This is a genomic window from Moritella sp. Urea-trap-13 (assembly GCF_002836355.1).
In the GTDB taxonomy this organism is placed as follows: domain Bacteria; phylum Pseudomonadota; class Gammaproteobacteria; order Enterobacterales; family Moritellaceae; genus Moritella.
Genome location: NZ_PJCA01000031.1, coordinates 1,532,997 through 1,559,125, shown reverse-complemented (window position 1 = coordinate 1,559,125; position 26,129 = coordinate 1,532,997). Strand labels below are relative to the sequence as shown.

Sequence of the window (26,129 nt, the reverse complement as noted above, 5' to 3'; positions counted from 1 at the left end):
AATGATATCGGGTTTATCTAAGTTAAAATGGGTTGTTTTATTTCTACTACTGCCTATGGCTGGTGTTGCAGCTAATTCAAATGGATTTGTGCTTCAGTTAAAAGGTCCCGAAGTTCATACCCCTTCATCTCCTAGTCGCTATGGCCCTGTTGTCAAAGCCGATACATTGTGGTCTGTTGCAACCGCAACAAGACCGAATAACAGCTTAAGTTTATATAAAACGATGGCGGCAATTTTAGCCCTTAATCCACACGCATTTTTAGACGGCGACATCAATAAGATGATTGATGGTAGCTTACTTAAAATCCCCAGTGCAGCTGAAATACAAGCCACAGACGGTTCAAGGCTAAAGAGTTTACTCACTAATAAATCAAACTCGACCGCTAAACCGACTTCCGCAAATAAGCCTGTAACCTCAAAATCGAAAGCTATTGCTAAAAATAGACCTGAGCTGGATAAGTTTGCGTTATTGCAAGGAGAGTTAACAGAAAGCAATGAACACCTTCTATTATCAAGTGAAACTAATCGCCGCCTAAAATTACAGCTAGAAAGTATCCGCATGGAACTGGCTGAGCTTAAAGAACAAATGGCGATTGATAATCAGTTAAAAGCAGATTTAAAAACCTTAATTGAACAACAAAATACTAAAATCAGCGAACAGCAAGCAACGATTGAAGAGGCGAAAGAACAAGCGCTTTTAGAAGCTGAATCCCATAGTAATTGGTGGTTAATCGGTGGTGTATCGGGACTATTTTCACTGTTATCTATTGTTTGGTTCGGTTTATGGTTAAAAAATAGAAATGATCATAAAAATAACCTTGAAGATAGCGTGATGTTTGAGACTGATAGTAGTGTCGATGAACTTAGCGATTACCTTAGTACAGAAAGTTTTGCAGGAGTAACTGCTAGCCATGGCGCAGCACCTGAAGATGCTCAATCTCCGATGGCACAGCCTAATGAGATCAACGCGTTTGCAGCACCTAATTTAGACGAACCAAATTTCAACTTACAAATGGAAGCGGAACTCGCTGATGTTGTAAGTCATGCTCCAACAGCTGTTGTCAGCCAATCTGCGGCACCGATTATGCCTGAAGTGATTGAACAAGCACCTGTTATGCCAGATTTAAATTTGGATGATAATGACTTCAGTGATATTGATCTAACGCTTGATGATGAAAGTACCAGCTTTGAAAATGATAGCATAGCGCCTGATTTAAGTTGGCGTGAAGAGCTTGATGAACCAAACTTGATACCTGAACAACCAGCGCACAATGGCAATACATTGGATGAAGACTTAGCTGAAGTTGACTCGCTGTTAGAAAAATTTAAATTAGGTAATTCGCAAACGCCTGATTCTAACGCCTTGGATGATACTGACGTACCTGAGACGGCACCTGAATCACTGGCAGTGGTTGATGATGAATTTGTCAATATGGATGATATTGATAGTATTCTCGCTGAAGCTGATGCTGCGGAAAATAATCAATCTCAGCAGCCTGCGCAGGATGAATTTGTCAATATGGATGATATTGACAGTATTCTTGCTGAAGCTGAATTAGAAGCAATCGCTCAAGCTGATGACGTGCTAGATAACCAGCCTCAGGTTCCAGCGTCGAATGAAGCTGTTGATATGGACGATATAGACAACCTTTTAGCTGAAGCTGGGTTGGATGCTATTGCGCAATCTGAAGCTGACAATACAGCGCCTAATATAGGTAATCAACAAACAGTCGATATGGATGATATCGATAGTCTGTTGGCTGAAGCGGGTGTCGATAGCAATACGAATAATCTTGATGTCGATGTCGACGATATTGACAGTATTTTAGCCAGTGCAGGCTTTAATGAGCCCGAGGCGGCTGTAACAGCTGATAGCGATGAACTGCCGCAAGCGCATGGGCAAACTGTCGATGAAATGTTGGCTGAGCTTGATGGAACTGCTAATGCTAGTCCTGATGCCACAAAGCAATCAGGAAATGATGATGCACCATTAGATGATATTGAAGCGATGCTAGCAGAATATAGCCCTAATGCATTTAGCGAAGCACCAAGCCAGCAAGCTCCCATTGATGTTGAAGCGGCAAAAGCGGAAGAGTTTATTGATATCGACAAATTGTTGAATGACGCCTCTCAGCAGCCAGCATCGATTGAAGATGAACCTTATGATCAAGTGAAACTAGATGTCGGCCTTGATGAGTACAGTAATTCACTGTTTGATAGCGATACAGCGGCTATTGATGACGATAGTAACCGCCTAAGTGCACAATTAGACCTAGCGCGCGCTTACCTTGAAATTGAAGATACAGATGGTGCTAAATCTATCTTAGAGCCATTAGCAGGTGTCGGTGACGCTGCTACGCAAGCTGAAGTGAGCAAGCTTTTGAGTAGATTGTAATTATTTTATAACGCCGAGTAATGTAAAGTTGAACTGAGATTATTGAACCTTAGCTACTTTCAAGTTTTACCTTGAAGCGTTATAATCGGCAGATAGAAGTATTGTGTTATATAGCGTAAAGCGGTGGCGAAAGTCACCGCTTTTTGTTTTTAAAAATTAATGAAAGTATAAAGTTGGAAGAAAAATGCGAATTGCACTGGGTATAGAGTATGACGGTAGTAAATATTACGGCTGGCAGCGTCAAAAAGACGTGATGAGTGTACAACAAAAGCTGGAAGAGGCTTTATCTCGAGTTGCCAATCATCCTGTGATCGTACATTGTGCGGGACGTACTGACTCTGGTGTACATGGTACCGGTCAAGTTGTTCATTTTGATACCGACGCTGTGCGCCAAGACGTTGCTTGGACATTGGGTGTTAATGCTAATCTACCAGATGATATTGCGGTTCGTTGGGCGCAAGAAGTGGATGAAGAATTCCATGCCCGCTTTAGCGCTACAGCTCGACGTTATCGCTATATTATCTTTAACAGCCAATTACGCCCTGCAATTTTAAGTTCTGGTGTTAGCCATTACTATGGTGACATTAATGTTGATTTGATGCATGAAGCTGCACAGCAACTAATTGGTGAGCATGATTTCACCTCTTTCCGTGCGAAACATTGTCAGGCCAAAAGCCCGATTAAAACCATGCACCACATTAACGTGATACGCCAGAATTCGTACATTATTATTGACGTCAAAGCGAACGCGTTTTTACACCATATGGTTAGAAATCTCGCGGGTTCATTAATGGAAGTGGGCAAAGGTAACAAACCTGTATCTTGGATTGCTGAGATATTAGCCGGAAAAGACCGTTCAGTTGCCGCGGCAACAAGTAAAGCTGCAGGCCTGTACATGGTCGAAGTTGATTACCCAAGCCAGTTTAACTTACCAAGACCTGCAGTGGGTCCGTTGTTTTTACCGGAACAGTTTTAACTGATTGCTTTGATTGAAATAAAAAAGATTACACTGTGAACTTTTTAGTATTGTCAGCATCCAAAAAAAAGCGTTATAAATGACTAATATTTATTTCGCTTTATGATTTTTTATTAAATTTGGATGGAAAGTCACAAGGGTATGACCAGTTTTATATAAACATATTGTAAAATCTGTGATTTAATTGTGATACACGATAAATGTGGAGTATTGTTGAGTTTGATAATCATCGACTTAACGCATTAATTTTTGTTAATTGATCCGGGATGTTTTTCCTGATCTTATTAGCAACGCATTTAACATCATATACTTCAATTAATTAGAATAAATTATAAGTAGGGTTCATGAGCTGGATTGAAAAAATACTACCAAAAAGCAAGAGCGCAACGGCGCGCCGTAATATCCCTGAAGGTGTTTGGACTAAGTGTGGCTCTTGTGATCAGGTTTTATATCATGCAGAACTTGAGCGCAATTTAGGCGTCTGCCCTAAGTGCGATCACCATATGCGCGTGAATGCACGTGAACGCCTGAATAAATTACTTGATAAAGATGGCCGTATTGAAATCGGTGCTGAATTTGAACCAAGTGATAAATTAAAATTCCGTGATACCAAGAAATATAAAGATCGTTTAGCGAGTGCACAAAAGGCAACCAATGAAAAAGATGCGTTGGTTGTTGAAAAAGGCACAATAAAAGGTATCCCTGTTGCCGTGTGTGCGTTTGAATTCTCATTTATGGGTGGTTCAATGGCGACGGTTGTTGGTGCACGTTTTGTTGCGGCGATTAATGTATGTATGGCTGAAAACCGTGCACTCATTTGTTTTTCTGCTAGTGGCGGTGCGCGTATGCAGGAAGCGTTATTCTCGTTAATGCAAATGGCAAAAACAAGTGCGGCATTAGCAAAACTATCAGCGAAAGGTCTGCCTTATATCTCTGTGCTTACTGATCCTACCATGGGTGGTGTATCGGCAAGTTTAGCTATGCTAGGTGACATTAATGTTGCTGAACCAAAAGCATTAATTGGTTTTGCTGGTCCACGTGTTATTGAACAAACAGTACGTGAAAAATTACCTGAAGGTTTCCAACGTAGTGAATTTTTGCTAGAAAAAGGCGCGATCGATATGATTGTTGATCGTCGTGAAATGCGTGATAAACTTGCAGGCTTATTAGCGAAGATGATGAACTTGGAAACGTCTGATAACATCGCGACTGCAGTAGCAAGTTCAGAAGCAACGCCAGTTATTGTACCTGCCGCCGATGAAGTTAAGACGCCAAGTGACGCTACCGATAATCACGCGTAAACACTGACGAGTAACTATTACCGATGTTGAACAGTATTAATAAAAGCCAGTCTCTTGCAGACTGGCTTTGCTATTTAGAAAGTATCCATCCCGTTAATATTGAAATGGGCTTAGGGCGTATCGGACGCGTTGCTGCTGACTTAGCATTAACGACATTTGATGCCAAAGTAATTACGGTTGCTGGCACCAATGGTAAAGGTTCTACTTGCGCCTTCTTAGAGCGTATTTTACTTGATGCAGGCTTCAATGTCGGTGTTACCAGCTCTCCACATATTCAAGATTACCGCGAGCGCGTTCGCGTAAACGGTAATATGCTAACCGCACAAGCACACGCTGATTCATTTGCATTTATTGAAGCTGGGCGTGGCGATACTACATTAACTTATTTTGAATTTACGACATTGTCAGCCTTGAAGCTATTTCAAGATGCCGCCTTAGATGTGGTGATCCTTGAAGTCGGTTTAGGTGGTCGTTTAGATGCATCAAACATTGTTTCGGCTGATGTGGCCGTTGTGACGACCATTGATATTGATCATGCTGATTGGTTAGGGTCGGACAAAGCGATTATTGCCCGCGAAAAATCCGGTATCTTCCGTGCAGGTAAAAAAGCTATCTGTGGTGTGATTAATCCGCCATTAACGATTGCAGCCTATGCCGATGAAATCGGTGCCTACCTGATCGCGGTTAATCGTGACTACCATTACACGCCACATGCGAACAGCTGGGATTGGCAATTAAGTGCTAGCGAACAGCAACATGATCCTGTATTGGCATTTACTGGATTAGCCATTCCACAATTACCATTACAAAATGCCGCGACTGCGATTGCAGCAGTACAAGCTTTGGGACTAACAGTACCTGAACGTGCAATTCGTAGTGGTGTTGCTAACGCAAGATTACCTGGGCGCATGCAGCAACTGGGGTCATCTCCTCAGCAGTATTTAGATGTCGCACATAATCCTGAATCAGCGCGTTATTTGGCAACTCAGCTTAGCGGCTTAAAACAACAAGCCAATTCAGCCGTTAAGGTGATAGCTGTTGTTGGTATGCTTAAAGATAAAGATATCGCCGCAAGTTTAGCTGCGTTAACAGGTGTTGTTGACAGTTGGCACCTTGCGCCATTGCAAAGTGAACGTGCCGCGCCCTGCCAGCAGATAGAGCAGGGATTAGCTGATGCAATGGCGCAGAGTGGTAAAACCCGTGATAGCTTTAGGCAGCAGCCTATGAGTCATGATACAATAGCGAAAGCTTGGCAATCAGCAAACCAAAGTGCTGATTGTAATGACATTATTATTGGTTTCGGCTCATTTTTCACCGTAGCGGAAATTACCCAACATATAAGTGGTTAAATAAACGTGGCATCGACATTTCAACATCGCTTAGTCGGCACTATTATTTTAGTGGCGATTGGCATTATCTTTTTACCTGACTTACTTGATGGTCAGAAGATAACGTATCGTGAGAATACCGCGAGTATACCTTTGCGCCCAGCGCTTGTTGAACTTGCTGATCCGGTTAACTTTGATTCACTCGACAATGCTTCTATCGACAAAGAGTTAGTCGATACTGAATTACTGGTTGAGCCTGCACCAACAGTCAACTTAACCTCTGCAAAGCAGGTTAATAAAACGGAAGGAACACTCAAACCTATCACTAAAGCGCCGAAGTTGGTGCCATTAGTTAAACCTGTTACTACGGTAAAAGTTATCCCAGCCGTCGGAAATAGTTGGAATGTTCGCTTAGGCACATTCAAAAATTCTGCAGCGGTCGATGATCTGGTCAAGAAGATCAGGAAGTCTGGTTTTGATGCTTATCGACTACCACGCTATAAACAAGCTGGGCAGTTAAACAGGTTATATGTTGGCCCCAATACCGATAAAGATGAACTAAAACGTTTATTGCCAAAACTACAAAAAATCACTGGTTTAAAAGGCGTTATTGAAAAATTTGACCCTCGAGACAAGTAATTAAAAAGCCGACATTTATGTCGGTTTTTTTTGTTTATAACTATTATCAATCTGGTATTTTAGTTGTTACAATGGCGCGAATTTCAAAATGAGAAGAACAAAACATGGCGTGGATTGATTACCTGATTATGGGGATAGTTGGTTTATCTTCAGTAATAAGTTTAGTACGTGGTTTTGTCAAGGAAGCGTTCTCTCTTTGCACTTGGTTCTGTGCTTTCTTTATATCTCGTTTTTATTATCAAGATATTGCTGCTTACTTAGAAAATTTTGATGCGTTTAGTGCCGCATTCAGTGAACAGTTAGTTAAAAATGGCGTTGCGATAGCGCTATTATTTATTTCGACCCTTATTTTAGGGGCTTTGCTAAATTACATACTTGGTCAGCTAGTGGATAAAACCGGCTTGTCAGGTACGGATAGATTGCTCGGTGTATGTTTTGGCATTGCCCGAGGAGTATTAGTGGTGTGTGTGTTACTGTTATTTTTACAGTTATTTACCAGCTTCCCGGAAACGGTTTGGTGGCAGGGCTCGCCACTAATAACAGAGTTGAAACCACTCATTAAATGGTTTTTTGAACATCAAGCTTCTGCATGGGACAATATGCAGGGTTTATGACAAGCGAAACGTTATAAATAGCATTTTATCGAAAGCACAGTAAACGAGGATTTAGGTTATGTGTGGAATTGTTGGCATTGTTTCTACAACCCCTGTTAATCAGTCTATCTATGACGCATTAACAGTATTACAGCATCGTGGACAGGATGCTGCAGGGATTGTAACCTTAAGTGATGGAAACTTTAGGCAGCGTAAAGCAAATGGTTTAGTGAGCGATGTATTCGAAGCTAAACATATGCAACGTTTGAAAGGTAATATTGGTATCGGTCATGTTCGATACCCGACAGCAGGAAGCTCGAGCGCCGCTGAGGCTCAACCTTTCTATGTTAACTCTCCGTTCGGTATTTCCCTTGCTCATAACGGAAATCTAACCAACGCCGCGCAATTAAAAGAAGATCAATTTCATAAAGCCCGTCGTCACATTAATACCACGTCTGATTCAGAAGTATTACTTAATGTTATGGCGCATGAATTAGATAAATGCCCTAGTTTACATTTAACTGCAGAGGATATTTTCACTGCAGTTAAAGCGGTACACAAGCAAGCACGTGGTGCTTATGCTGTCGTAGCTTTGATTATCAATCATGGTCTTGTTGCGTTCCGCGATCCTAACGGTATTCGTCCGTTAGTATTAGGTATGCGCACAGAGAATGGCCATCAAGAGTATATGGTTGCTTCTGAATCTGTTGCACTTGATGCAGTTGGTTTTAAGTTTTTACGTGATGTTGAACCAGGTGAAGCGGTTTATATTACTGACGAAGGCGAGCTATTTAGCGCGCATTGTGCTGAGAATGCACAACACAGCCCATGTATCTTTGAGTTCGTTTATTTTGCACGTCCAGACTCTACAATAGACAAAGTATCGGTTTACGAATCACGCCTTGCTATGGGCGAGAAACTCGGGCATAAAATTAAGCGCGAGTGGGCAGATGTTCAAATTGATGTTGTGATCCCTATTCCTGAAACATCATGCGATAGTGCGTTAGAAATTGCCAAAGTACTGGATTTACCATACCGCCAAGGTTTTGTTAAAAACCGTTATATTGGCCGTACGTTTATCATGCCTGGACAAACGTTACGTCGTAAGTCTGTACGCCGTAAATTAAACGCAATTTCATCGGAATTTGTCGGTAAGAACGTACTGTTAGTTGATGATTCAATTGTCCGTGGTACTACATCAGAGCAGATTATTGAAATGGCTCGTGAAGCGGGTGCTAAGAATGTTTATTTAGCTTCAGCTGCGCCAGAAGTGCGCTATCCGAACGTTTACGGTATTGATATGCCAAGCACTGACGAGCTCATTGCACATGGTCGAGATGTCGAGGAGATTGCCACGATGATCGGTGCTGATGCACTTATTTTCCAAGACCTCGATGATTTAATCGCTGCTGTGTCAAAATGTAATCCTGAAATTAAGCGATTCGAAGCTTCTGTGTTTAGCGGAGAATACGTGACAGGTGATATTGATGCGGATTATTTACAGCGTCTTAACGATGTTCGTAGCGATGGTGCTAAAACAGTCAAAGAAAAAGAAGAAATTGCTAATTTAGAAATTCATAACGAAGGCGAGTAAGCTTTACTGTGAATGGTATAATTTAGTTTATTACTTTAAGCATAAATAGATCGTAAAAGGAGCGTAATGCTCCTTTTTTACAGCTGTAATTTATAAAAAGTGTAATTTATTCAAGGTCTTTTAAAAATGCCCGCTGTTGCAGATCATATTGACCCTCGTTCCAAACAAGTACACTACCTTGTTCAAACCAATCACCTAACACAATACGCTTGCCTATTTTATCACTCGATAAAGACACATCATGAATATTAGGTTTGTGGGTATGGCCATGAATTAAAATATCACACTGGTATTCTTGCATTTTATCAATCACTTCAGACTCAGTTACGTCCATGATTGTCATGCTTTTTTGTTGATTGCCTGCTTTACTTTTGCCACGTATTTTATCGGCGATGGCTTCGCGCACAAAGATAGGTAAGCAGGTAAATAGTGTCTGGCGCCAAGGGATATTAACCGCAGTTCGAAACGCTTGGTATTTTTCATCAAGGGTACAGAAAGTATCACCATGGGCAAGTAGGACTTTTTGACCATCGAGTTCTATCGCGGTGTAATCGCCGAGAATGGTAATGTTTGTGCGTTTGGCAAAACGTTTGCTCACCAAGAAGTCACGGTTACCTTTTACTAAGAAGCACTTAACGCCGCTTTCGGTTAAGGCTTTAAGTCCATCTTGAACGCTATCGTTAAGTGGGTTGCTAATATCATCACCGGACCAAAATTCAAATAGATCGCCTAAAATATAGAGTGCGTCTGCTTGGCGTGCTTCTGTAGCAAGGAAATGCAAAAATAATGCGGTAATTTGCGGACGGCGTTCATCAAGGTGTAGATCTGAAATAAATAAAGTAGTCATATTGGTGCTTTCATCCTTGTCGAGAATAAAAAAATACACTACCTAAGCAGTGTATTTATTTTAAGAGACTGAGTGAGCGATTAAGCTTCTTCTACAGTTACTTTAGTGATGATAATGTCTTCTAGTGGTACGTCACCGTGGCCACGTTTGTTGCCTGTAGCAACTTTTTTCATTTTTTCAACAATGTCCATGCCTTCAACAACTTCAGCAAATACACAATAACCCCAACCTTGTGACGTTTTGCTTGAGAAGTCTAGGAAGCTATTGTCTTTTACGTTAATGAAGAACTGCGAGCTTGCTGAATGCGGATCAGAAGTACGTGCCATTGCTAATGTACCTAGCTTATTAGACAGACCGTTGTCTGCTTCATTTTCGATACATGCATTTGAATCTTTCTCTTCCATACCAGGAAGCATGCCGCCGCCTTGAACCATGAAACCATCGATTACACGGTGAAAGATAGTACCTTCGTAGAAGCCGCTTTTTGCGTATTCTAGGAAGTTAGCAGCTGTTTTTGGTGCAGCTTCAAAGTTAAGTGCGATTTTGATATCACCGAAATCTGTATGTAGAGTTATCATTTTAATGATCCTTTGGTTAATTAACTGCTAAATTCTATCCTAAAGCCCTGCGATCGAAAAGCCTTAACCTTCACAAGCAAGCTCTGCGGTTCAATTTATCCTGCCATTTGGCTGATTTATACACTTTTTTAGTGGTTGAGCTAAATTTAGCGGTTTTATGCTACTGCAAAGCTAGTAATCATTAGTGCGAATGGTAAAATCAGTCAATTAATTGCATTTTACTGTTTGCGCAAGGATCACTATTCGATGCTGAAGATTTACAACACACTGACTCGCCAAAAAGAACAATTTAAACCTATCACCGAAGGTGAAATCGGTATGTACGTATGTGGTGTGACTATCTACGATTACTGTCACATTGGTCACGGTCGTACTTTTGTGGCGTTTGATACTGTGGTGCGTTACCTTCGCCATCGCGGTTATACGGTGAAGTTTATTCGTAATATTACCGACGTTGATGACAAGATTATTAAACGCGCTAACGAAAACGGTGAAACTTGCGACCAGTTAACGATGCGTTTTACGCAAGCAATGCACGAAGATTTTGATGCGCTGCATATGCTCCGTCCAGATGTCGAACCTACGGTAACAGGCCATATGCCTGATATTATTGAGATTATCGAAAAGCTAGTCGCTAAAGGCCATGCCTATGTCGCTGACAGTGGCGATGTGCTGTTTGAAGTGAAGACATTTGCAGACTACGGCAAACTAAGTGGTCAAGACTTAGATATGCTGCAAGCTGGCGCGCGTGTTGAAGTTGAAGTTGATAAGCGTAATCCAATGGATTTCGCATTATGGAAAATGGCGAAACCGGGTGAACCAAGCTGGGTTTCTCCTTGGGGTGAAGGCCGTCCTGGTTGGCACATTGAATGTTCAGCAATGAATAATAAACTATTGGGTGACGTATTTGACATTCACGGTGGTGGTTCTGATTTAATGTTCCCACATCATGAAAATGAAGTCGCACAATCATGCTGCGCGCACAACGGTGAGTACGTAAATACTTGGATGCATTCAGGTATGGTGCAAATCGATAAAGTGAAAATGTCGAAATCACTGAATAATTTTTTCACTATTCGCGATGTATTAGAAGAATACGATGGTGAGTCTGTACGCTATTTCTTATTATCGGGTCATTATCGTAGCCAGTTAAACTACTCTGAAGACAATTTAAAGCAAGCGCGTTCAAGTTTAGAACGTTTGTATACCGCATTACGCGATGTAACTGTGGCTGACGTTGATGGTGTTATACCGGGCTGTGAAGCTTATGTTGAAACATTCAAAGCGGCAATGGATGATGACTTCAATACACCTGAAGCATTTCCTGTGTTATTTGAGCTTGCTAAAGAAATAAACCGTATTAAAGAAACTGATGCGCAACGTGCGGGCGAGCTAGCTGCACAATTAATTCGTTTTGGTGATGTACTTGGTCTGCTGTCACAAAACCCTGAAGCTTTCTTGCAAGGTGATGCTGGTGAAGATGATGAAGTGGCAGAAATTGAAGCGTTAATTAAACAGCGTAATGATGCACGTGCAAGCAAAGATTGGGGTATGGCGGATGACGCGCGTGACAAGTTGAATGCATTGGGTATCGTCTTAGAAGATGGTGCTAACGGTACTACTTGGCGTCGAAAATAAAAAATTACGATTTTTAATGCCATGCTCTGTTGTTTAAATCTAAGCAGTAATTGGCATTTTTATTATATAAGGGATTAAACATGTTTAAAGTTATTTCGGTTATCATTGGTTGTGCGTTGATTTTCTTTGTGATGCAACGTATGGGTGGTAACAAGAAACAAGCGGCGGAAAACATTGAAGCGGGTAAATTGTTTTTAGCGGCGAATTTAGAAAAAGAAGGCGTTGAAGCAACGGCTTCTGGCTTGCAATCAATGGTATTAACAGAAGGTACTGGTACCGAGCACCCAACGGGTCGTTCTAAAGTAACGGTACATTATCACGGTACGTTATTAGATGGCACTGTGTTTGATAGTTCTGTACAACGCGGCGAGCCAATTACGTTTGGTTTAAACCAAGTGATCCCGGGTTGGACTGAAGGTGTACAGTTAATGGTCGTGGGTGAGAAGCGTCGTTTCTTTATTCCAAGTCGTTTAGCGTATGGCAACCGTGGCGCGGGTAGTATCCAAGCCGGTTCAACACTGATTTTTGAAGTAGAGCTGATTAGCTTTAAATAAAATGATAGTTCGATAGGCGTATTGGTTGAAGACGCTCTGCACGCCGTAAACCCATCCCTGGGGGCTTGAGGCTGAGCAACAGCAGACTTACTTCAACGAATACTCTATGCAGTATTGTGGCTTGAATTTAGCTCACAAAAAAGCCGCATGACCTAAAGGTTATGCGGCTTTTTCTATTATTGATTATCTACTATTCTCTATATTACTGCTTAGTAATTACTTTGAATGGTAATCACGGCAAGAGATTAGGGTATTTTCAATCAAGCTTGCAACTGTCATTGGACCAACACCACCTGGTACAGGGGTAATGAAAGAAGCGTTTTCTTTTGCTACTTCAAAGCCAACATCACCAACAAGTTTGCCATTTTCTAAACGGTTAATGCCCACATCGACTACCATCGCGCCTTTCTTGATCCATTCACCTGGAATAAAGTTAGGGCGGCCAACAGCAACCACAACTAAGTCAGCACGACGTACATGCTCTTCTAGGTTCAGGGTGAAGCGGTGACATGTCGTGGTGGTACAACCTGCAAGTAATAATTCCAGCGTCATTGGACGACCAACAATATTAGATGCGCCAACAACAACAGCGTCAAGACCATGTAGGTCAACACCTGTTGATTCAAGTAGCGTAATAATACCTTTTGGTGTGCAAGGACGTAATGCAGGAATACGTTGTGATAAACGACCGACGTTATACGGATGGAAACCATCAACATCTTTGTCTGGGCGAATATGTTCCAACACCACTGTTGTATCAATATGCGCAGGTAAAGGCAGTTGCACTAATATACCGTCAATTGTGCTATCTGCGTTTAGCTCATCAATCAATGCTAATAAAGCTTCTTGTGAGCTATCTTTTTCAAGATCATAAGATTTAGAAACGAAGCCTACTTCTTCACAGGCACGACGTTTACTCCCAACATATACTTGTGATGCCGGATCGGCACCCACTAAAATCACAGCAAGACCCGGAGCGCGTAATCCTTGTGCAGTACGCGTAGCCACTTCTTCAGCAACTTTCTGACGAACTTGCTGAGAAATATTTTTTCCATTAATGATTTGAGCAGTCATTGAGTTTTATTAATCTCTTGGTTAGAAAGTTGCGCTATTTTCGCACTAATATACTTGTTTGTCAGTAAATGATATGGATAATTAATCATCTAATAAGGGTGACAAATAGGGCATATTTAGTTATAAAGATGCTTTGAATTATTTAGGTATATAACAGTGAAACACCAAGAGCATATTATTTCCGTTTTTGCAGACGTAGCAGCACCCTCAACCCGTTTAATTGACAGCGCGACTGTTAATATCGAAAGTAAAGATGTTGTTATTATGCAGCGTGCGCTGTTAGAAACGAATCCTAAATTTCGCCAACTTATTCCTTATGTAGTGGTAAAGCAAGGTGATAAATATTTAGCCTATGAACGCTCTAAAGCAGGCGGCGAATCACGTTTACATAACTTATTCAGTATCGGTATTGGCGGGCATGTTGATGCCGTTGACGCTGTTTATGATGCGAAAGGTGTGTTCCAATTAACGGATACATTACGTGCCGGTATGTATCGTGAATTGCACGAAGAGTTAGGCTTAACAGAAGCTGACTTTTTGGGGATGACGACAATTGGTTATCTTTCTAAAGATGTAACACCTGTAGATGAAGTACATCTTGGTATTGTACTGGTTGCTGAAGTACATGCAGACTTAGTTATTACTAGTAAAGAAGATGCATTGAACTTAGCGGGTTTCCTGACTGCAGATGAATTGGCTAAGCTAAACTTAGAATCATGGTCTGAAACTGTGGTTGATCATCTAACTGCCTAATTATTACCGCAGTTATTATCGCTATTGTAGTAATTATTGCAGTCGTTATTGTAGTAATGGCCGTTATAAATAGTAGCGATATGAGTAAAGAAGCCATGCTAACCAATAGCATGGCTTCTTTGTATTCTGAGGAACACTAGTTTTGCTTTTCGATGACGAGGTTGATCTCACCGACCTTAATGCCAAACTTGATAATATCGGTTTTGTTGAATAAACGTTTCTCATCTAATAAATACATCCAGTCATCAAGCCCAACTTCATAGTCAGACCCGTCGACATTTATCACTAAATCATACTGCCAATGTAATGCCGCACCTTGGGTCCTGCCTTGGGCAATGCCGATTACATCGCTGGCTGTGCCTTCATATAAATTAGCTGACTGTTTGGTTATGCTCCAAATGCGTGTTGATTTCTCTCCATCATCAAAGGTAAACCATTCTTTAATTGTGCCCTGGTTACCTTGCCATTTCGCGGTTAGATCAACATGAAAACGGCGTGTCATTTTACCGTCGCGATCAAATACAATGCCATAGGCAATAAGTTCGCCATCAAAGAAGGAGTCGAACGCGAACACCGGGGTGGTTTGTTGATAATCCTCTAGTGTCGGAGAGCTGCAGGAGACAATAAACAACAGCGCAAATAATGCTGTTGTTATCGGCTTTATTTTACCGCGCATATGGTTTAATAATGTCATTATTCATATCCTATTAGCTGCGTGCGTAATTCAGGTCGTGATGTGTTTTTTGATAACCAAATGGCTAAAAACGATGAGCCGAAGACTTGGTTATCGAAGCGACCCAATGTCGTGACGTCATTGTTGTTGGATAAATAAAAATGACTCACTTGCTGTTCATCAACAATCAGGGTGATGACATCACCTTCGTTAACGTCCGGCCATATGGTGCCTAAATCCTTAAGCCATTGGTCTTCATCGGGTAAGTTTAATCCCAGTTCTTGCCACTGTTTTTGAGTCGCTTCAATCAAGTCTTGTTGTGATATATCGCGTAAGTAAGTTATTTTTAACGCTTGTGGATAGCGCTTAATATCAAAATCTGGTTGGCTCGAATATAGTTCTGCTTTATACAGCGTCCAAAACAGAAAACTCATCTCGCCTTCACCATGTTTGTACATGTCATTGAGTAACGGCATTGCAGCTACACGCAATGGCATAAATAGCTGTAATAATAACAGTGCCAACAGGCAAATTATCTGAGTTATTTTACTCATGGCTGATCCTATGGTCATACGTAATGATTTGAGCTAAATGGCTTAATAACGGCAATAGCAGCAGCCATACAAGTGCATAAATGGCCACGTAACCGACTGTCGTTATTGGCGTATCTAATGCCCCGGTTTTCAATGCTGAGTAATAGCTGAGTGGACCCGCTATTGCCCCCGTCAGCATGATATACAAAGGTCTTAGTGTTGTTATCCAGCGCAGACTATGATTAAAGGTTAGAGCTAAGGCACACCATAGCAATAGCAGGTAAAATGGAATAATGCCGCCATCTACATCGAGTACATTCATGGCGACTAATACTTGGTCTACAGTTGCCCCAATCAATGCTAATAACATAAATTGCATGTCTTGTTGTCGACTAGGGCTAAGCACAAAGTGTAATACCAGCAGCATTAACATAAAGTTCACGGCGCTATGCTGGTAAAATAGCGCCAGTAGCAATGCTGCTTGATAGATAGCAAAATTGATAATGTTGAAGTAACGATGAATCATGGACATTTTTAGCAGACCCTGTATTTGTCACTAGCAATCGAGACAACAACGCTTTGCTTAATACTGACCGCGTTATTTAGCCCCGTATTTAGCTCATAAGTAGTCAAGTATAACTTCATCATCATATTCCTTATTGAGTGGCTTTCTGGCGACGATATGATGGGTACTAATCACCCGTTCAATAAATGCACCTTCGCAATAGCCAAAGTAGTAATGCCACAGACGTTTAAATGCATCATCGTAACCAAAGGATTGTATTTCGCTCCAATTGTCATCAAATTTAATACGCCAATCATTTAAAGTTCGCGCGTAATGTAAACCTATATCTTCAATATTATCGATCATCATATCGGTCGATTTGGCAATATGTTGACTCATCACAGATACAGAGGGCAGGCAGCCACCCGGGAAGATATATTTTTGGATAAAATCAATGTTCTGTCGGTAGCTATCGTAGCGTTGGTCGGCAATGGTGATCGCTTGAATGAGCATCTTGCCATTGGGTTTGAGTAAGCTATTACATTTCTCAAAAAAGCTGGGCATAAATGCATGGCCAACGGCTTCAATCATTTCGATAGAAACTAATTTATCGTATGTGCCTTCCAGCAATCGATAATCTTGTTTTAGCAGGGTAATTCGATCGTCGAGTTGCAGTGATTTTACCCGTGCTTGTGCGTAGCTATATTGCTCTTCAGATATTGTCGTCGAGGTGACTTTACAGCCATAATTACTGGCGGCATATATGGCTAACGCGCCCCAACCTGTGCCGATTTCAATCAGCGTGTCTGACGGTTTTAAATTAAGTTTGTCGCAAATGGTTTTTAATTTCAGTATCTGCGCTTGTTCTAAAGTGCTGTGCTGCGGTGAATATATCGCACATGAATACATCATTTCAGGGTCTAAGAAACGCGTGTATAAATCATTACCAAGATCATAATGGGCGACAATATTTTTCTTTGAACCCGCTTGGGTATTGGTATTTTGATAATGTAAAAATTTATCTTTGAGCTTATTAACTAAACTACCGTTATTTTCAATATCATCGAGGGCATTTTGACTGCGCGCACAAACGCGTATCACCGCAGTTAAATCAGGACTTGACCATTTTTCGGTGAGATAACCCTCCGATGCACCAACACTACCACCACGAATAAAATCAATGTATAACGAGGGATCGTGAACAATCATCGTCGCCTTAAGGTTAGCATTAGGGTTACCTAGCTCAATGATGTCGCCATGCTCTTCAATTTGTAAGCAGGCATCTTCCATCTTATTTAATGTCGATAAGACTAATGAGCGGCATTTATTATTAAACCAACTTAATTTTGTTTTCACATTCGCACGTTCAGTGCTCGATGCTGGTTTTAAGCCTAATGTATTAGATGTTGTCATTATTAATCTCCGTGCTTTTGATAAGAGATAAAGGGGATACGCTTGGCCACTAATTTAAGTGCTTGCCAGTAAATAAGGCACAGCACTTTGATGACACTAAAAGGTAACGTTATCCAGCTCTTACCGAGTTCAATTGTGGTTATTTTAGTTTTGTCTAAGCGCATTGATACAGCAAACAGCTTATTATCGTTTAAATCAATGTTGTCGATGTTGACCTTCACTTTCTGTCCAGGTGTGGTTAATCGCCAGCGGTACTGCATGTCCAATGTCATAAACGGTGATACATGAAATTCCTTTGGCGTTAGCGCGCTAGACTGCATATCAACTAGATAGTAGTGGCGTTGATTCCAAGGGGTGTTACTGACTTCTGCTAACATGTATTTGCAGTCACCTGATTGCTCAAAACAGTAGTACAAATTAATCGGGCTAAAGTAGATCCCCAAACAGCGACATTGCGCTAACATCAACACTCTTGAACCATCCCAATCGCCCCCGAGTTTCGCTACTTTATTGTTAATACGTTGGCGCAGCGTACCAGGATCATTTTTTAGGTAATCTTTTTCAAAAAAGCGGATTGGGTTAAACCAGTTCTTACCCAATAACCAATGCTGGTCAATGACATCCTCTAGCTCGTCCAGATCTAGGCCGAGCATGGCGATCTGATAGGTAAAGCTGTTTTTCCTTGGGCTAAACCGACGATGTGTGACTGAGCCTTGGTAAAGGCCACTGTGATGGGTTATGTCTGTCATAAGCTAATACCAAAACGTTGGGCCACGATAACGGCACTGTTGACGCCGTCTTCATGGAAACCATGGTGCCAGTAAGCGCCAGTGAAGTGGGTGCGATTTTGACCACAGATTTCTACTCGACGTTGTTGCGCGGCTAAGCTGAGGTGATTAAATACGGGGTGGTGATAGACAAATTTCTGAATGATCTTTTGTGGTTCTATTTGTTCGGTTTGATTCAATGTCACACAGAAGGTATGTTTTGATTCAATGCCCTGCAGTATATTCATGTTGTAAGTAACACAAGATGGCTTGGTTAATTGTGCTTGTTTATCTTCACTGAGTAAGTAATTCCAGCTTGCCCATGAACGGGTGTTTCTAGGCAGAATATTAATATCTGTGTGCAGTACTACTTCATTTCGGCTATAAGGAATAGCGCCTAAAATAGCGGTTTCTTGCGATGATGGATCGCCGAGCAAGGCTAACGCTTGATCGGAGTGACAGGCAAACACCACTTCATCAAATAGTTGTTCACAGCCATCAGCGAATTGTATGCTGACATGAGTAGAGGTTCGGGTGACACGGGTAATATTGATGTTTAGCTGGATCTTGTCTTTAAATGACTCAATTAAAGGGCTGATATATTCTCGTGAACCACCGGGTATCACATACCATTGTGGTCGGTCTTGGATATTGAGCAAACCATGATTAAAGAAAAAACGTACAAAGAATTTAAGCTGGAAGTCTTTCATTTCGTTTAAGCTGGTGGACCAAATAGCAGCGCCCATCGGCAAAATATAATTCTGACAAAAGTAATCGGAAAAACCGTTATCAGTTAAGAATGCGCCTAGCGTGTGTTGGTCATTAATATCATCGGCATGATAGTGGGCTTTACAACGTTTATTAAAATTCAAAATTTCTGTGATTAACCGCCAAAATTTCCAATTGAAAATATTCCGACGTTGTGAGAATAAGCCATTTAAATCACAGCCGTTGTATTCCAAATTATTATTCTTATTGAATACACTAAAGCTCATCTCGGTATCTTGCAGTGGCACATTGAGTTGCTCGAGTAGCTTTAAAAAATACGGGTAGGTTTTGTTATTACAGACGATAAAACCGGTATCAATGGCATAATCTTGGCCATCATAATGAATGTCTTTGGTTGCGGTATGGCCGCCGATGTAATCATCTTTTTCAAACACAGTGATATTATGCTGCTGATTTAATAAATAAGCACTGGTGAGTCCAGAGATGCCAGTACCAATAATCGCAATATTTTTTTTCATCGTAAGACTTCCTTGTAGTGCTATTTGTAGATGTATCTGTAAATGTTGGTTAGGACATTCTCAGGGCGATTTTTTGCCACAATGAGAAAGGCAATAAACGTATGATTTTCATGATCCAAATAAAATAACGTGGAAAGTTAATTTCCATCTTATTGTTATCAAGTCCTGATGCGATATAACTCGCGGCGCGTTCTGCAGTGACAATTTGTGGCATAACAAAGGTGTTTTTTTGCGTTAATGGCGTATCAACAAACCCTGGGTGAATAACTGATACATGGATGTTATGCGCTTTTAAATCGATGCTTAATGTTTTTGCTAGATAGCTAAGACCGGCTTTTGAGGCACCATAAGCTTCGGCGCGGGGTAGGGGCAAAAAAGCAGCACTAGAACTGGTTAATGCTAGCTTGCCACCTGACTTGATTAACTTTAACCATGCTTGCAGGCAGTAGCCGACGGAAATCAAATTGGTGGTGATGATACGGGCAAACAAATCACCATCAAAATCCTTGGCATCATCAATATATTCACAGTCCCCTGCATTGAGGATCAGTACATCTAATGGCGGTAAGCTTAAACTTGCCTCTCTGATACTTTGTTTAGATGTCACATCGCAAACTAAGGGGGTAATATTGTCATAACCCGCGCTGAGTTTATTGAGGCGTTGTATATTACGACCGCCAGCAAAAACCTGATAACCCTTGTCGGCATAATGAGTCGCTAACGCTTCGCCAATACCAGATGACGCCCCTGTAATTAATATCGATTTCATTATTTAATACTCCTAATTCAATATCCTTTATTCAATATCTGTTATGAAATACATTCTCATCCAATATTATTTTTTACATAACGCACCATGTGACCCAGTACTGGCACATGTTCATATAACATAGCGCCGACATCGAGATAATCGCGATGGTAGATGACTTTACCGTCAAGCGCTTTAAGGTGTGAATGGCCAGATACTGTGATTGCTTTACCGGCATTTAATTTAGGGTGGGTGTAGGTCATATCCCAGTAAATAGCGGCTTCTTTATCACTAAGGATTTGGTAGGTAATATCGAATGTACAGCTGGCTAAGTTGGTGTAGAGGTTTTCAAAATAGCTGATTAGTTGGGCAATGCCTGCTACTTTATGCAAGGGATCTTGAAATTGAATATCACTGTGATAAATGTTTTCAAGTGTGTGTAAATTGGTTTTATTTAAGCTCGTATAGGTATCAGCAAAATTTCTGAGCCACAGTCCCTGATCTTGTTCCAACTTGGTATTACTTAGCGTGGTATTTATCATTGTCAATTCCATCTAATGATTAAGCTATGTTAATAAGTGTTATGTCTTTAATACGGTTGGAAGTAGAGAAGGGATCACATCAATAACTATTTTAATGAGAAAGCAGGTTTAATCAAAAACCAGTTTGAGTGACAAATACTATTTTAGTGAAGAAAATGACAAGCTGCATATTAATTAGTGACAGTTTATCAATTGATTATCGATAAACTGTCACTCAGTCTTAATAAATAAAGTTACCCAGTGGATTGAGAATTTTCGCCATGCCTTCAGTGAATGTCAGCGGACTATCAACTACGGTATAGCAGAGGCAGCCATGTTTGGTAATAGGGCTGTGAGTATGGTCACTATTAAGCAGAATAAAGTCGCCTTTATTGTATGTGCCCATTTCGTCTTCAAAACTGCCTTCAAGCAACAAGGTTAATTCGCTGCCTTTATGCGTATGATTGGGGATACAGCCGCCAGCTTGAATATGCAGTAAACTTACATGTATCGCGCCTTCATTAAGGTCTAATCGAGATCGCGTCAACTTGCCTACGTGAAGTTGTTTACCTAAGACGATATGTTGCAATGCACGAGGTAGCTGATATGCAGTGTCATTAAAGCTTACCGATTGCGGCGTTGTTGCTGTCGCATGAATGCTCTCAGTGTCGTCAGTTATAGCACTGATCAAACTGTCCATTTCCCAGTCATTAAATAACATGTCCGCTGTTAAATAATGATCTTCATCGGCAACAGAGGTGAAGGTATTATTTGCATGGGTAGACTCTAACTGCGCCACCTTGTTGCGACAAATATCGCATAGCTCAGTATGTATCGCGATAGCAGCACTGAACGAGGCTGGTAGTTGACCCGTAACGAAGGTGTCGAGTAACTCATGGCTAGGGTGATATTTAATCATGAATCTTCTCCGATATACTGTTTTAATTTGGCGAGCGCTAAGCGTAATCTTGATTTAACGGTACCGACGGGGATATCAAGTTGCTTAGCCAGTTGTTCTTGAGACAGTTCGTTGAAGTACACACCTTTAATTATCTGCTGTTGATTTTCGGGTAACTGATTCACATGCACAGACATGGTGCGGCTCATCAGGTGATCTGGGTAAGCATCTTCACTGCTATTTTCATCGCTTTCGAGCATCGGCCAGATATCATCACTGAGGGTATCCTCTTTGTTAGATTGGATCTTTCTGAGCATATCAAAAGACACATTCCGCATAACGGTATAGACCCAAGTACTGGCTTTACCTTTAGTATCGTCGTAGGTGTGGGCTTTTTTCCATACTTTGGTCATTGTTTCTTGCAACAATTCTTTGGCATGGGCTTCGGTATTTAATGTTTTTATACCAAAACGGATTATTTTTGGCGCAAACCATTTGAACAAAGTTGCAAAGGCTACTTTATCTCGTTCACTACCGATTTTAACTAAGCAGGTACTTAGTTGCTGTGTATTGTCATTTTCCATTATTGACTTTTTAATTACGTAATTGACGCTAGGTGAATTACTTATACTGATAGGATTTATCATCTGGATCCTTCATATAATGTAGCCATGCTGTGTTAAAGAGTAATACGTTGTGATGAATAACATCGATCACTCTATTTTCGAAAACATTTTATTTTCGACAACACTTTATTTCGATAAATCAGGCAGGCGCATTATTATGTCCATTAATTGTAGTATGCAAGAAGGCTAAGCATTGATCAAAACTTTCTGGCGCCATAAAATTAATTTTATGTTTCATGTCTAAGGGTAATAGTTCGATAAAGCGCGCGCATACCCAGCGTAAATCCTGCCCATTAGCGTGGGGGTAAAGCGCCGCTAAGCTTTGATGTTCTTCAAAAATTGCATTTAATACAGACATTAACTTTTTATTTTCTTTATTATTTTGTTCCGTTTTAGTCAATTCGTTTTTGTCTGGCCAATGCTGAAGCTCTTGATAGTCTGCTCTTAGCAGACCATCGGCGGCAGATTCGACCGAGGTGATTTCAATTAATCGCTTGGCCTTAATATCTATGCTGAGCAAGCCCTCTGCAGATGTACTAAAATCAACAATCTCGACCCAAGAAGCAATACTATGCTGGGCTGTGGCTAAGGCTGTATCAGATGTTGATTGTTTATAAGGTAACAAAGCAAACCCACCGTCTCGATAAGACTCTGTGACTAGGCGCATGTATCTAGGTTCAAATATATTTAAGCGTGTTATACCGCCGGGCAGTAATACGATAGGTAAGGGAAAGATTGCTAACATCATAAATGTATCCTCGAGTTAATCTTACATTAACTAATACGAGGCAATAGCAGTAATCGATCATTTTAGGATGGGGGTAAATTTAAATAATACGTTAATAAAGTGATCGAAGTTATAAATAGTGCGTATATATGAAATATACAATGACTTAAACTTAATTTCTAACTCGAACTATAAGCAGGTAAACATGGATAAATTAAAGTGGATCTTTATCGTATTAACAGTATTACTGGCTGGCTGCTCGTCGAGTTATAGCAACCAATCGTTAGTGGGACAAACATTGCCCACTTTTTCTGGTCAGACATTAGAACAGCAAGATGTGTCTATGCCCGGTTTATTTGCTAATAAACCGACGTTATTGCTGGTGGGTTATAAGCAAGATACCCAGTTTGATATCGACCGCTGGTTAATTGGCTTAGACATGAGTAATGCGCTTGTTGATGTTTATGAACTACCTGCTATTCAAGGTATGTTTCCAAAAATGTTTAGTTCTATGATTAATAACGGCATGCGACGTGGAATACCCAAAGAATTATGGGGTGGGGTGATCACTTTATATAACGATGGTGAAAAAATGCAGCAATACACAGGTAATGAAAATCCGAATAACGCGCGTGTTATCTTGCTTGATGCTAATAGTGAGATTGTTTATTTCTATGATCGCGGTTTTTCGGTGGACGCCTTGAACAAGCTAGGAACCGCGTTGGATAAACTAGAACTAAATTGATTAAATCGCTCAATAAGTGAATGAAAACAGCGAACAATCATTATTTTGCAGTTAAATTCTACATATTGCGGTGTTTATTACATTTGTCGTATAACTAATGAGCAGATTGAATGGCGGCATTAAAAAGGTTTGACGAGTTCAGTTCAACTCTGTAATATCCACCCTCGTTGACAGACGTTGTCTTCAACAGTTCGGTGATTAGCGCAGCTTGGTAGCGCACCTGGTTTGGGACCAGGGGGTCAGAGGTTCGAATCCTCTATCACCGACCACGACTCCTTAGCTCAGTTGGATAGAGCAACGGCCTTCTAAGCCGTAGGCCATAGGTTCGAATCCTATAGGGGTCACCATATTATCTATGTAAAAGTAGAAATCGATTCGTTTACCAAAACGGGTTGATGTAAAAGTTTGTGGCGGTTGTAGCTCAGTTGGTAGAGCCCCGGATTGTGATTCCGGTTGTCGAGGGTTCAATCCCCTTCAGTCGCCCCATATTTGATAGCTCACTACGGTGATGTTATCGACCCTTGTCAGTATTACCTGCTGATAAGTTGTAAGTTAGTGCGGGAGTGGCGGAATTGGTAGACGCGCTAGATTTAGGTTCTAGTATCTTAGGGTGTGAGAGTTCAAGTCTCTCCTTCCGCACCATGTTCGGTGATTAGCGCAGCTTGGTAGCGCACCTGGTTTGGGACCAGGGGGTCAGAGGTTCGAATCCTCTATCACCGACCACTTATTTATTCCAAGCAATTGGAATTCGAAAAAGCCTGCTCATTGAGCAGGCTTTTTTCGTTATACTGTTTTTAAAAGTTGCTGCTTATTGGTTTGAGTCAGCAGTTCAAATAACGCCTACTTATCAAGGATTAAAGTATTATGACTGACAATACACAATTTTTAGAAAAGCTAAACAACGACATCGACGTTAAATTACAATTTGTTGATTACGCTGAGTTAAAAGTAAATAAACACTTAGCGAAAAAAGACCAACCAGAAACACAACATTTTGCGATTAACATTGCATTATTAGCGTTAGAAGAAGAGCAAAACACAGCGACTTACTCAGCGTTATTAAAATTATTAGTAGTACAGTTAGAAATCTACCTAACATTACCTGCTACAACGGTTGCTGATGATTTCCGCGCTGAACTGAATGATACTATCGCGCAATTAAACGCGCTTGTAGCTGAAGTAGAAGCTGCCGCACTTTAGTCTGTTACAACATAGACTGTTTTAACTTGAATGTGGCGTCATGTTTGAGTTAATGGTGTGATAAAGAATAATGATGAAAGCCTGCTTAGATAGCAGGCTTTTTTGGTTTTAGGCGTTATAAAAAAGGTATTTATTACGCGCCTTTATTACGAATAAACGCAGGGATATTGAGGTATTCATGTTTTATTTGCGGTTTAATTTCTTTCACATTGTCTGATGTTCTGGCTATATCGTCAGACGTTATCTGCGTTGCCGGAGTACTTTCTGAGACTGTTAGACCTGTACCAATAACAAGTACTTCGACATAACAATCGAGGTGTTGTTTTTTCGAAATACCGCAAATCATCAATGCGTGCTCATCTAACATGTTATTTACTAGGCCTGTGATCTTGTTGTATTCAGCTAAGGTGATCTCTTCCTTACAATTTACTTGAATAATGGCACCTTGCGCTTTGCTTATATCAATATTTTTATATAACGGATTTTTAAGTGCTTGTTCAACGGCGTCTTCAATACCCTCAGGGTTATCACTGTGACCAATACCTAAAATAGCATCGCCTTTTTGATTCATGATCTTGCCAAAATCATTTAAATCAACATTGATGAAACCAGTCGTGGTGAGCATATCAATTAAAGAGCTGATGGTATTTTTAAGCGCAGTATTGGAGAACTTAAACGCATCAAAAATACCCACCGTTTCGCCCAGTACTTCAACAAGGTTATCATTGGGTAATGTAATAAGCGCATGGGCGCGTTCCCGCAGTAGTTCCAACCCTTGTGTCGCGTAGTTCATCCGCATTTTACCTTCTGATTGGAAAGGAAGCGTCGCAACCACAATACAAGGTATTGCTAGATCTCGAGCGATCTTGGCGATGTGTGGTGTCGCACCTGTGCCAGTTCCACCGCCTAGGCCTGTCGTTAAGATCAAAATGTCGTTACCAATTAATAATTCTCGTAACTGTTTTTCATTCTCTTCTGCGGCGGCAAGCCCAACTTCAGGTGCAGAGCCTGCACCAAAGCCATTAGTCAGATTTTTACCTATAAGGATATTGTCACCAGAACTGCAGTGATCTAGTGCCGCGGCATCGGTATTAATGTTAATAATGGTTAAATCGTCAGACTGAATTTCTGCGCCAAGTAAGCTAGAGGTATTGCATCCACAGCCACCTACACCCGCGAGAAGAACTGTCATTTTTGCATTGTTAGATTCAGGTAAAAACATAAAGTGAACGATCCTTTGTTATGGCCAAGATATT

27 protein-coding genes and 5 tRNA genes are annotated in these 26,129 nt (G+C 40.9%); 17 read left to right on the top strand and 15 right to left on the bottom strand.

Going from position 1 to position 26,129, the window contains the following annotated elements:
* Position 1 precedes the first annotated feature (1 nt).
* The 7 genes from CXF93_RS14950 (at position 2) to purF (ending at position 8,826) form a co-directional block, all read left to right on the top strand.
* Positions 2 to 2,395 carry a FimV/HubP family polar landmark protein gene (locus CXF93_RS14950; RefSeq protein ID WP_101063265.1) on the top strand — a complete coding sequence of 798 codons (2,394 nt, stop codon included), beginning with the start codon at positions 2 to 4 and terminating at the stop codon, positions 2,393 to 2,395.
* A 184-nt stretch (positions 2,396 to 2,579) separates the two neighbouring features.
* Positions 2,580 to 3,371: a tRNA pseudouridine(38-40) synthase TruA gene (truA, locus tag CXF93_RS14945; RefSeq protein WP_101063264.1), complete on the top strand. Its 792-nt coding sequence runs from the start codon at positions 2,580 to 2,582 to the stop codon at positions 3,369 to 3,371.
* A 344-nt stretch (positions 3,372 to 3,715) separates the two neighbouring features.
* Positions 3,716 to 4,672: an acetyl-CoA carboxylase, carboxyltransferase subunit beta gene (gene accD, locus CXF93_RS14940; protein ID WP_101063263.1), complete on the top strand. Its 957-nt coding sequence runs from the start codon at positions 3,716 to 3,718 to the stop codon at positions 4,670 to 4,672.
* A 23-nt stretch (positions 4,673 to 4,695) separates the two neighbouring features.
* The gene (folC, locus tag CXF93_RS14935) at positions 4,696 to 6,021 is read left to right on the top strand and encodes a bifunctional tetrahydrofolate synthase/dihydrofolate synthase (RefSeq protein WP_101063262.1); all 1,326 of its coding nucleotides are present in this window, start codon (positions 4,696 to 4,698) and stop codon (positions 6,019 to 6,021) included.
* Positions 6,022 to 6,027: 6 nt separating this feature from the next.
* The gene (locus CXF93_RS14930) at positions 6,028 to 6,639 is read left to right on the top strand and encodes an SPOR domain-containing protein (protein WP_101063261.1); all 612 of its coding nucleotides are present in this window, start codon (positions 6,028 to 6,030) and stop codon (positions 6,637 to 6,639) included.
* Positions 6,640 to 6,743: 104 nt separating this feature from the next.
* Positions 6,744 to 7,253 carry a CvpA family protein gene (locus CXF93_RS14925; protein ID WP_101063260.1) on the top strand — a complete coding sequence of 170 codons (510 nt, stop codon included), beginning with the start codon at positions 6,744 to 6,746 and terminating at the stop codon, positions 7,251 to 7,253.
* A 58-nt stretch (positions 7,254 to 7,311) separates the two neighbouring features.
* On the top strand, positions 7,312 to 8,826 hold the full coding sequence (gene purF, locus CXF93_RS14920; protein ID WP_101063259.1) for an amidophosphoribosyltransferase: 1,515 nt from the start codon (positions 7,312 to 7,314) through the stop codon (positions 8,824 to 8,826).
* A gap of 106 nt (positions 8,827 to 8,932) precedes the next feature.
* On the opposite strand, the gene CXF93_RS14915 is transcribed toward purF, so the two are convergent.
* On the bottom strand, positions 8,933 to 9,673 hold the full coding sequence (locus CXF93_RS14915; RefSeq protein WP_101063258.1) for a UDP-2,3-diacylglucosamine diphosphatase: 741 nt from the start codon (positions 9,671 to 9,673) through the stop codon (positions 8,933 to 8,935).
* A gap of 80 nt (positions 9,674 to 9,753) precedes the next feature.
* Positions 9,754 to 10,251: a peptidylprolyl isomerase gene (locus CXF93_RS14910; protein ID WP_101063257.1), complete on the bottom strand. Its 498-nt coding sequence runs from the start codon at positions 10,249 to 10,251 to the stop codon at positions 9,754 to 9,756.
* A 246-nt stretch (positions 10,252 to 10,497) separates the two neighbouring features.
* On the opposite strand from CXF93_RS14910, the gene cysS reads away from it, so the two are divergent.
* A complete protein-coding gene (gene cysS, locus CXF93_RS14905; protein ID WP_101063256.1) occupies positions 10,498 to 11,889 on the top strand; it encodes a cysteine--tRNA ligase in 1,392 nt (463 codons plus the stop codon).
* A gap of 80 nt (positions 11,890 to 11,969) precedes the next feature.
* Positions 11,970 to 12,443, top strand: coding sequence for an FKBP-type peptidyl-prolyl cis-trans isomerase (locus CXF93_RS14900; protein ID WP_101063255.1), 474 nt, complete (start codon positions 11,970 to 11,972; stop codon positions 12,441 to 12,443).
* A gap of 216 nt (positions 12,444 to 12,659) precedes the next feature.
* Here the strand turns inward: CXF93_RS14900 and folD are convergent, their stop codons facing one another.
* Complete coding sequence (gene folD, locus CXF93_RS14895) at positions 12,660 to 13,517, bottom strand: bifunctional methylenetetrahydrofolate dehydrogenase/methenyltetrahydrofolate cyclohydrolase FolD (RefSeq protein ID WP_101063254.1); 858 nt, start codon at positions 13,515 to 13,517, stop codon at positions 12,660 to 12,662.
* Between the two features lie 156 nt (positions 13,518 to 13,673).
* Here folD and CXF93_RS14890 point away from each other — a divergent pair, with 156 nt between their 5' ends.
* Positions 13,674 to 14,270 carry an NUDIX domain-containing protein gene (locus CXF93_RS14890; protein ID WP_101063253.1) on the top strand — a complete coding sequence of 199 codons (597 nt, stop codon included), beginning with the start codon at positions 13,674 to 13,676 and terminating at the stop codon, positions 14,268 to 14,270.
* Between the two features lie 136 nt (positions 14,271 to 14,406).
* Here the strand turns inward: CXF93_RS14890 and CXF93_RS14885 are convergent, their stop codons facing one another.
* The 11 genes from CXF93_RS14885 to CXF93_RS14835 all read right to left on the bottom strand — a co-directional run bounded on the left by CXF93_RS14885 (position 14,407) and on the right by CXF93_RS14835 (position 22,949).
* A complete protein-coding gene (locus CXF93_RS14885) occupies positions 14,407 to 14,964 on the bottom strand; it encodes a DUF3833 domain-containing protein (RefSeq protein ID WP_101063252.1) in 558 nt (185 codons plus the stop codon).
* Complete coding sequence (locus CXF93_RS14880; protein ID WP_101063251.1) at positions 14,964 to 15,497, bottom strand: chalcone isomerase family protein; 534 nt, start codon at positions 15,495 to 15,497, stop codon at positions 14,964 to 14,966. Before CXF93_RS14880 ends, CXF93_RS14885 begins: the two co-directional genes overlap by 1 nt.
* Positions 15,490 to 16,008 (bottom strand): DUF2878 domain-containing protein, encoded by a 519-nt coding sequence (locus CXF93_RS14875; RefSeq protein ID WP_101063250.1) that lies wholly within the window; start codon positions 16,006 to 16,008, stop codon positions 15,490 to 15,492. Before CXF93_RS14875 ends, CXF93_RS14880 begins: the two co-directional genes overlap by 8 nt.
* A gap of 87 nt (positions 16,009 to 16,095) precedes the next feature.
* Positions 16,096 to 17,394, bottom strand: coding sequence for a cyclopropane-fatty-acyl-phospholipid synthase family protein (locus CXF93_RS14870; RefSeq protein WP_101063249.1), 1,299 nt, complete (start codon positions 17,392 to 17,394; stop codon positions 16,096 to 16,098).
* Between the two features lie 2 nt (positions 17,395 to 17,396).
* Entirely contained in the window at positions 17,397 to 18,143 is a 747-nt protein-coding gene (locus CXF93_RS14865; protein ID WP_101063248.1) for a DUF1365 domain-containing protein, read from the bottom strand.
* Positions 18,140 to 19,408 (bottom strand): NAD(P)/FAD-dependent oxidoreductase, encoded by a 1,269-nt coding sequence (locus CXF93_RS14860; protein WP_101063247.1) that lies wholly within the window; start codon positions 19,406 to 19,408, stop codon positions 18,140 to 18,142. The genes CXF93_RS14865 and CXF93_RS14860 overlap by 4 nt, the downstream gene beginning before the upstream one ends.
* 49 nt (positions 19,409 to 19,457) lie before the next feature.
* Entirely contained in the window at positions 19,458 to 20,177 is a 720-nt protein-coding gene (locus CXF93_RS14855; RefSeq protein ID WP_101063246.1) for an SDR family NAD(P)-dependent oxidoreductase, read from the bottom strand.
* Between the two features lie 56 nt (positions 20,178 to 20,233).
* Positions 20,234 to 20,698, bottom strand: a complete 465-nt coding sequence (locus tag CXF93_RS14850) for a nuclear transport factor 2 family protein (RefSeq protein WP_101063245.1) — start codon at positions 20,696 to 20,698, stop codon at positions 20,234 to 20,236.
* Positions 20,699 to 20,918: 220 nt separating this feature from the next.
* Entirely contained in the window at positions 20,919 to 21,596 is a 678-nt protein-coding gene (locus CXF93_RS14845; protein ID WP_101063244.1) for a ChrR family anti-sigma-E factor, read from the bottom strand.
* On the bottom strand, positions 21,593 to 22,159 hold the full coding sequence (locus tag CXF93_RS14840) for a sigma-70 family RNA polymerase sigma factor (RefSeq protein WP_101063379.1): 567 nt from the start codon (positions 22,157 to 22,159) through the stop codon (positions 21,593 to 21,595). The genes CXF93_RS14845 and CXF93_RS14840 overlap by 4 nt, the downstream gene beginning before the upstream one ends.
* A 181-nt stretch (positions 22,160 to 22,340) precedes the next feature.
* Complete coding sequence (locus CXF93_RS14835) at positions 22,341 to 22,949, bottom strand: LON peptidase substrate-binding domain-containing protein (protein ID WP_101063243.1); 609 nt, start codon at positions 22,947 to 22,949, stop codon at positions 22,341 to 22,343.
* A gap of 184 nt (positions 22,950 to 23,133) precedes the next feature.
* Here CXF93_RS14835 and CXF93_RS14830 point away from each other — a divergent pair, with 184 nt between their 5' ends.
* The 7 genes from CXF93_RS14830 to CXF93_RS14800 all read left to right on the top strand — a co-directional run bounded on the left by CXF93_RS14830 (position 23,134) and on the right by CXF93_RS14800 (position 24,873).
* Complete coding sequence (locus CXF93_RS14830; protein ID WP_101063242.1) at positions 23,134 to 23,673, top strand: hypothetical protein; 540 nt, start codon at positions 23,134 to 23,136, stop codon at positions 23,671 to 23,673.
* A gap of 192 nt (positions 23,674 to 23,865) precedes the next feature.
* Positions 23,866 to 23,942, top strand: a tRNA-Pro gene (locus CXF93_RS14825).
* A 1-nt stretch (position 23,943) separates the two neighbouring features.
* Positions 23,944 to 24,020 (top strand) — tRNA-Arg (locus tag CXF93_RS14820).
* 63 nt (positions 24,021 to 24,083) lie between these two features.
* Positions 24,084 to 24,159 (top strand) — tRNA-His (locus CXF93_RS14815).
* 71 nt (positions 24,160 to 24,230) lie between these two features.
* Positions 24,231 to 24,315: transfer RNA gene (locus CXF93_RS14810), tRNA-Leu, on the top strand.
* Positions 24,316 to 24,319: 4 nt separating this feature from the next.
* Positions 24,320 to 24,396 (top strand) — tRNA-Pro (locus tag CXF93_RS14805).
* Between the two features lie 141 nt (positions 24,397 to 24,537).
* Positions 24,538 to 24,873, top strand: coding sequence for a hypothetical protein (locus CXF93_RS14800; protein WP_101063241.1), 336 nt, complete (start codon positions 24,538 to 24,540; stop codon positions 24,871 to 24,873).
* A gap of 133 nt (positions 24,874 to 25,006) precedes the next feature.
* Here CXF93_RS14800 and CXF93_RS14795 read toward each other — a convergent pair whose 3' ends face one another.
* Positions 25,007 to 26,095, bottom strand: coding sequence for a cell division protein FtsZ (locus CXF93_RS14795; protein ID WP_101063240.1), 1,089 nt, complete (start codon positions 26,093 to 26,095; stop codon positions 25,007 to 25,009).
* Positions 26,096 to 26,129 lie beyond the last annotated feature (34 nt).